The sequence below is a fragment of the Bacteroidota bacterium genome, from assembly GCA_018698135.1.
Classification (GTDB): domain Bacteria; phylum Bacteroidota; class Bacteroidia; order CAILMK01; family JAAYUY01; genus JABINZ01.
Genome location: JABINZ010000137.1, coordinates 1 through 7,347, shown reverse-complemented (window position 1 = coordinate 7,347; position 7,347 = coordinate 1). Strand labels below are relative to the sequence as shown.

General features: G+C 35.1%; 11 protein-coding genes. 10 read left to right on the top strand and 1 reads right to left on the bottom strand.

Annotation, left to right across the window (positions count from 1 at the left end; all coding sequences use genetic code 11):
• The 4 genes from HOG71_09045 to HOG71_09030 all read left to right on the top strand — a co-directional run.
• On the top strand, positions 1-1,167 hold a 1,167-nt coding region (locus tag HOG71_09045; protein MBT5990991.1), incomplete at its 5' end, for a hypothetical protein.
• Entirely contained in the window at positions 1,164-2,471 is a 1,308-nt protein-coding gene (locus HOG71_09040; GenBank protein ID MBT5990990.1) for a hypothetical protein, read from the top strand. The genes HOG71_09045 and HOG71_09040, both read left to right, overlap by 4 nt.
• A 140-nt stretch (positions 2,472-2,611) precedes the next feature.
• Positions 2,612-3,085 (top strand): hypothetical protein, encoded by a 474-nt coding sequence (locus tag HOG71_09035; GenBank protein MBT5990989.1) that lies wholly within the window; start codon positions 2,612-2,614, stop codon positions 3,083-3,085.
• 2 nt (positions 3,086-3,087) lie between these two features.
• Complete coding sequence (locus tag HOG71_09030; protein ID MBT5990988.1) at positions 3,088-3,552, top strand: hypothetical protein; 465 nt, start codon at positions 3,088-3,090, stop codon at positions 3,550-3,552.
• A 370-nt stretch (positions 3,553-3,922) separates the two neighbouring features.
• Here HOG71_09030 and HOG71_09025 read toward each other — a convergent pair whose 3' ends face one another.
• On the bottom strand, positions 3,923-4,543 hold the full coding sequence (locus tag HOG71_09025; protein ID MBT5990987.1) for a hypothetical protein: 621 nt from the start codon (positions 4,541-4,543) through the stop codon (positions 3,923-3,925).
• A 538-nt stretch (positions 4,544-5,081) separates the two neighbouring features.
• Between HOG71_09025 and HOG71_09020 the strand changes: the two genes are divergently transcribed.
• From HOG71_09020 to HOG71_08995, 6 genes are all read left to right on the top strand, one after another.
• Complete coding sequence (locus tag HOG71_09020; GenBank protein MBT5990986.1) at positions 5,082-5,252, top strand: hypothetical protein; 171 nt, start codon at positions 5,082-5,084, stop codon at positions 5,250-5,252.
• Position 5,253: 1 nt separating this feature from the next.
• The gene (locus tag HOG71_09015; GenBank protein MBT5990985.1) at positions 5,254-5,490 is read left to right on the top strand and encodes a hypothetical protein; all 237 of its coding nucleotides are present in this window, start codon (positions 5,254-5,256) and stop codon (positions 5,488-5,490) included.
• Positions 5,487-5,807, top strand: a complete 321-nt coding sequence (locus HOG71_09010) for a hypothetical protein (protein ID MBT5990984.1) — start codon at positions 5,487-5,489, stop codon at positions 5,805-5,807. Before HOG71_09015 ends, HOG71_09010 begins: the two co-directional genes overlap by 4 nt.
• Complete coding sequence (locus HOG71_09005; GenBank protein MBT5990983.1) at positions 5,804-5,974, top strand: hypothetical protein; 171 nt, start codon at positions 5,804-5,806, stop codon at positions 5,972-5,974. The genes HOG71_09010 and HOG71_09005 overlap by 4 nt, the downstream gene beginning before the upstream one ends.
• A gap of 504 nt (positions 5,975-6,478) precedes the next feature.
• The gene (locus tag HOG71_09000) at positions 6,479-6,682 is read left to right on the top strand and encodes a hypothetical protein (protein ID MBT5990982.1); all 204 of its coding nucleotides are present in this window, start codon (positions 6,479-6,481) and stop codon (positions 6,680-6,682) included.
• A gap of 32 nt (positions 6,683-6,714) precedes the next feature.
• Positions 6,715-6,996 carry a hypothetical protein gene (locus tag HOG71_08995; protein ID MBT5990981.1) on the top strand — a complete coding sequence of 94 codons (282 nt, stop codon included), beginning with the start codon at positions 6,715-6,717 and terminating at the stop codon, positions 6,994-6,996.
• Positions 6,997-7,347 lie beyond the last annotated feature (351 nt).

Genomic DNA, 7,347 nt, shown 5'->3' with positions numbered 1-7,347 from the left:
TGGGCTTCTGCAATGGAAGCTACTTATGTTGCATCTCAACCTAATAAACGTATTTGGGTTGTAGGTATGTCCTATAGAAAGGCTCGATTAATCTTTAGAGAAATATGGCAACGTATGGTTGTTGGACATCCTGAAGATATTATCCGTTCATCTGAAAAGGATATGTATATTAAGTTTAAATGGGGGACAACTGTTGAAGGTATGTCGGCTGACAATCCTGATTCCTTAGTGGGTGAAGGACTTGACCTTTTGGTTATTGATGAAGTAGCCAAGATGAATAAAAAGATTTGGGATATGTATTTATCCCCAACTGTAGCAGGTAGAAAAGGTAAGGTAATATTTATTACAACTCCCGAAGGTCGGAACTGGATATATGATTTATACAAACTTGGTACTTCAGACACAGAATGGAATAGTTATTCATCTCCATCATGGATGAATCAACACGAGTTCCCATTAGGTATCCATGACCCTGCACTTATTGAAAGACAACGTAATATGACTAAGGCACTATTCGGACAAGAGTTCGGTGCTGAGTTCTCAGTATTTGAAGGCAAGGTATGGGATTTCGATAGAACAGAAGATACGGGAGACTTCCCATACGACCCGAACCTTCCTACATATTGCTCAATAGATTTTGGGTATAGGATGCCTGCTGTATTATTTATGCAAACCCAAGTCATTAATGGGCAAGACTATATTCGTATCTTTGATTCTATACTGCATAAACAAAACATTAAGACAGAAGACTTGATTAAGATGATAAAGACCAAGGGATACCCGATTGTATCGTATTACGGAGATCCAGCAGGGAGTAATGTTCAGGGACAGAGTGGTGCTGCTGATATGGAGATATTCCGTAGGAGTGGTATTCACATTATCTCAACACGAGATAAGGAGAGTCGTAACATTATCAGTAGTGTAGCTTACGCAAGGGGATTCTTTGAGAATGCTTATGGCACTCGTAGGGTTCATGTAGATAAAAGATGCCTTGATGTAATACAAGATTTTGAAGAATACCGCTACCCTGAGTCGGTGGACGGTAAAGCAATAAGAGAAGAACCTACTAAGGATGGGTATCATGATCATGGTAATGATGCCTTTAGATATTTCATAACAAATAGATTCCCTATGAAGAATAGGGTCATGAAGAGGATACAAAGATGATACACGATGTGATTAGAGATAAACTGATTGAATCAAAACTAATAACAGCACAGGGAAGACGAAACGAGATACGAAAGTATTTAGATTACTATTCTGGCACATCAACAGACCAATATATAAATAAATTCTTTGATGGAGATGCTTTTTCAGAGATTCCACCATCTCTAACTAACTTTACAAGAAAGTTCATCAATAAGATTAGTAGAATCTACACACTTGGTGCTAATAGAACTACAGGTAGTACAACTGATGTGTACAACAAAATAACAGCATTTAAAGATGTTAGGATGAAGCACGTTGAACGTATGACTCGTTTAGTGGGTACAGTCGCTAATCGAGTTTACTGGGAGAATGATAAGTTCGAGTATAGACCGATATACTACTTTGAATCGTACTTCGGAGAAAATCCTTTTAAACCTGAAGCTATTATTTACCCCCTACTTAACCAATCTGCCGATTTATCTAATTCAACAGGATTACAATGGGCATACTGGGATTCAAGTATCTATGCCGTTCTTGATAATGATGGTGCAATACTACAAGAAACAGAGAATCCTTTAGGTATCTTGCCATTTGTTTTCACGCATCGTGAAGACCAGATTGATTCATTCTTTGTTGAAGGTGCAGCAGATATTATTAATTGTAATGAACAAGTCAATATTGGTCTAACGGAAATGAATCTTGGATTGAGATTTAATATGTTTGGACAACCTTGGGTTAGGGGATTAAGAGCAGACCAAGAAACGATTAGAGCAGGTTCTAATACTATCCTTGATATGGGTGATGAAGGAGAATATAACGTTACAAGTCCTAATGGGAATATTGCAGATGCAATAAATAACATTAAATTCCAAATTGAACTTGTTGCTTCCAATAATCACTTATGGATTCAATGGGCAGAGTCTGGCGGTGAAGTCCCATCGGGTATCTCTTTAATGATTAAAGATTTGGAAAGAAAAGAAGATTACTTTGACGATATTGCGATGTGGAGACTATATGAAAAGGATTTTTATGATGTTGAACGTGTAATTGCCGAGTATAACGGGATTCCACTGTCTGAAGAGTTTGGTGTTGATTTTGAAGAAGTCGAATATCCAACAACAGTTCAAGACCAAATACTGAAAGACCAGTTTGACCTTGAGCAGAACTTAATTACTCGTGCCAAGATTATGGTTCGTAATAATAAAGATTTAACAATTAACCAAGCACAGGAAGTTATCGATGAAAACCGAAAAACAAACGAAAGCGAATCACAACAGTCAATCTTTGCTCAATTCCGTCAAGAGCCTAGACAAGCTGAATGATATTGATATCGAATTAAGCGGTGACATCCAAGAAATTATTAATGATCCGATTGCTTGGGCTGAGAAACAAGTAGAAAAGTTTATTCTTGAGAATCAAGATAAGTATTTAGAATCAAAACAACTTGGGGAGGGTTTTTGGAATGAAATTAGAGATGACGGTTAATTTCGACTTTGGAAAACTTGCTGACAATCTGGATAATCTATTGGGAAATTATGCCCATAGGGTTTCAGTATCTTCAGCGGATAGGGCTAAGGAAGCTATTGATAGTGGCAAATTTGAACCATTAGCTGAATCAACAAGAGAGATTAGGGTAAAGGGGACAAAGCACCGACCTAAAACAAATTCTTTTAAGCCCTTGGTTCATACAGGTGCGTTCCGAGATAGTATCAAAGGGACAAAAGATGGCGTTGAAATGCTATCGTATGGTGCAAAGCACATCAAAGCACATAAAACGCCACCTAATTCAATGATACCCAATGCCGATGTCCCTGCGAGAAACTTTTTATCAGTCGCTATGAAACTTGCCAGTAAGGATACTTCTAAACTGACGAAAAACTTAATTAAGGCAATGCGTAACGCAATGCACTTATCAACCCCAATTAAATCGAGGTAATCATGCCCGAACAGGAGAAGTTAGATGACAAAGATAGAGAAATATTATTATGGGTTGCTCTCGGACTCTCTTACGACGTTAGAATCTTCGCAGAAAGATTTGGACAAGAAATTGGAAGACTTAATGCAAGTGGTGTTAGCCAACAATCAATTATTGGCACACTTAATGACGATCTTAGGCGAAACGGAAGAATCTTCGGAGAACTTAGGAACGCAATTAAGCGAGGAATTATTGGAGGCATTAATCAAGCATTCCGCAGAACTGGATATATGGGGCAAAAGCTAAGATGGATTACTGTGTCTAAGAATATATGTCCTGATTGTGAATCAAGAGCAGGTGAAGTTGATAGCTGGGAAGGATGGCAAGCCAAAGGTATGCCAGGTTCAGGTTGGAGTGTGTGTAAAGAGTATTGTTACTGCCAACTCATCCCAGATGACATAGAGATAAATACCACAATAGCCATATGAAGCGATTTAAGGTAGTGTCATGGCTGTGTATTGATTGTATCCATACTTGGTTCACCCTCACCGCTTTGGATGACGCTACGGCTGAATTAGAGCCTTGTCCACGTTGTAGTTCTTTTAATACTAAACAAGCAATTCCTGAAGTTGATTAATTATTTGTTTTTAGAATGCCATATTGTTAATTTAAGATTTGGCACTATATAGTTTTTTTATATATGTATTATATATGGTATTGGTTTGTCAAATCTGACAAATGGATTTGTCAAGTACGTCAAATGGAAGGAAGTGCCTTTAAACAGCGTTTTTTCCTTAAAAACAACCACCAGTGCCGTTTCTTCCCATTTTCTCTTTTGATAAATGGATAGAAACACCTTTAAAGGGCATTTTCCTTTAAATCTGCTTCCATTTTCTCTAATTTAGCCATCCACTCTCTCCGTTGCTTGTTTGAGTGGCGACCTCGCCCTAAAAGTATTAATCCAACCTTATGGGCACGATTCCTTATATCTAAGGCTATTTTACGTTTCTTTTTGGTCTTTTCCTGTTGAGCCTTTGATACAACACCTACTTTTTCTTTATAAACGTGTTCAAAATCTTTCACAGATGTCTGCGGCACATCAGGTCTTTGTGGAAAGACTTCAAATTCAGCTTCTTGGTACTCAATTTCAGCAGGAATCTCTTTTCCTTCAGGTGAATCAAGGAATTTCTCAAAAGGAGACTGTGTATTTGCAATTTCCACTCTTTTAATAAGTTTGCCAGAGTGTTCAAGGATTAAACGACCAGCTTGAACGTTTCCACCTTCTGCTTCTCGAATCATCGCATTTAAAACAACAGGCAACCGACTGCCAAATGTAATCATATACTTTTGATAGAGAACTTCAACAAATTCAGGGTCTTTTAGCCATCGATGTATAGTTGCTCGTGTAACTCCGACTTTATCACCGATAACTTGATTTGATTGCCCCATTTCATCGACCATTATTTCAATAGCTTGCATCTTTTGAGATGTCCAATGTGCAGGTAGATTGACCATATACTTTTCCTTAATTTTCCCTAAAGTTAAAACTTTAAACCGATTAATACAAGAACTCTCTCGAACATCGGAGATGTGAGTACTCAAAACGCACCTAAATCCAACTAAGTCTCTTATCCTACTATAGAGAACAAAGGCATCTATTAATTAAATAATTAAACTTAAATATGGTTTTATTTTTTTTTAAAATAGCAACAGACTTAACTATACACCATTTTATGAGTAATGACGTTTAACCACCCTAACCAGATAAGCATACCCCTTGCCCCCTATTGCAAGTGAATCACATGAAATTAATCTTTTCATGCTGCGGTAATGGGTGGTTTGATAGGATGCACCATTAAAGTCCATGGTGGATTCGCGGAACACTTACTTGAATCGCTACATTTTATTGTATTAATAGCATTGTAAAATAAATTAAATAACCTATTGACAAATAAAAAAACCTACCTAAATTCTATCGTATCAAATGATACATAAACAAACAAAAAAGGGAAACAAAATGAAACAAACAATAATAAATAGCTTTATTGATAAATCAGTTAAAGCACCAAGTTATGAGCCAAATGAACTGACAAGGAAAAACTTTGGCGATTGGATAACTGCCAACCCTCTCGGCACATACAAAGAATGGAAAAAATATCTTGAACTATTAGTTGAAGGGGGTGAGTGATATGAAACAAACCAAAGAACAATTTAAAAAGGATTTTGAGAGTCTGAATTGTTACTATCTTGAAATAAATGACGAAGTTTATTATCTCAATTTAAAAACGGATACAATGCAAATAGGTGGCGTAACCAATGCGGGCTTTTATCCTACGTATGAAATTGAAATTGATTATAATTTTAGCTTAGGCGAAAATTTACTTGACCTAGTCGAATCCTTCAAAGAAACAGAGGTGAAATCATGAAACTAAAAACAACTAAAAAACAAATAAAAGAAAGTGCGTATCAACTGTATGCAGTGGGGTATTGTGAGCTTGATAGATTGTTTGTGTATCAATCGCCATTTGCTTATTCGAGTGGTGTTTATGGCTGGTCTTGCGATTATTACAATTTGGACGGGGTCATTATTTCAACGGGTTATTCACCGATAGGCGAAAGCATTGCGTATGATCTGCAAAAAAAATACAATAATCTGGCGAAGAAAGCTCACAGCAGGGACGAAATGGGTGAACTATTGCAGGATTTCCTAAATGAAATAACTAAAAAAAAGGCAAAAAAATGAAACACACAAAAATAGATATTGAAACATTAAGGAATCAAACAAGCTGGGATTTAAAACAAATGACAAAAGCGTTGTCCCTTCCAATTTCCAGTTTTTTAAATACAGAAGAAGACAACATAAGGCTAAAAAACGCTAAAAAGGTATTAAGGGAGCGTAAAGGCAAATAATAAAATAAAGAAACCAATCTAGCCCGCTTTTTAGCGGGCTTTTTTGGTGTTTGGATACGAGTAAAATAATTAAACAGGGGTAAATTTAGCCATAACAGAGAGAAAAACCTTCGAAGTATACTTACTATAGATTCCAGTTAAAGCCTCGATATGAGCGAAATTAGGCACGTTAAAAACAATTCATAGTCAATAGTTTAACCAGTGAATAAAATGCTTTATTGAGATTGGTTCTCAATAAGGAAATTTGACTAATGAGAATAATTCTCAATAAGGATTTGAAAATGTGCCATCATATTATAAATGGGCTGTGATATTTTGTGTTATATTTTGGGTTATATATTTGGTGTTATATTTTTGGGTTTATATTTTCAGTTATATATTGCAAGGTATATTTTGAAAAATATAAATCTCTTGAGTGAAAATAAATTGAAAAAAGACTTGACACGTATTATAATTGGTTATAATATAAGCCAAGATTAATGAACAAAAAACAAAGGAAATAAAATGAAAACAACATTATTATATGGTTGTAAAATTGGAGAACCATCATATATGAAAGAAGTTTTATATGAGTGTGATGGGTATGTGAATAGCGGTAAACTTATGAGTAAAGGCGAAAAATGGGCGAAAATAAACAATTACGATAGATTGGAGATTAGGGTAATTGAATTAGGAAAACCCGATTTTGGCATAACAGTAGAAATATAACTTGACATTACAAAAAACAAAGGATAAATAAAATGAACATACATAGAATAATAAACTACAAAGCTAACAACAAACAGTTAAACTGGGATTTTAAAACAAACAACTTCACTGAAAATGTCAATGATGCAGCTATGAAATACGGTCTTGACCTGCGACTTATGGAGAAAAAACAAATGACTTTAAACGGTGGGTCTTATTATTGTCATGATTGCAGTCATGACCGACATAAAGCCGTAAATCATTATATTGACCAGTCTTTTAATGAGTTTAAAATAAAATATCAAACCACGTTTAATAGATTGAAGAGCATATAATGAATTACCTAATAACAGCCATAATATTAACACTATTTTACATGATGGCGTTGAACTTTATCGTATGTTGTCTTGCAATGTCTGGAATTAAGATGAAAGACACAATAAATAAAACATGGTTATAAATAGCGTTATATATTTTGTGTTATATTTTGGGTTATATATTTGGGTTTATATTTTGAAGTTTATATTTCCCGTATTATATTTTGAATAATATATTTTGAAAATAATTAAAAAAACCTATTGACTTTGCAAAATAATGCTTATATTCACCGTATCAATAATGACAAATAACAAACAAAAAGGAAAATAAAATGAAACAATACGAAAAAATAGCCAGATGGATACACG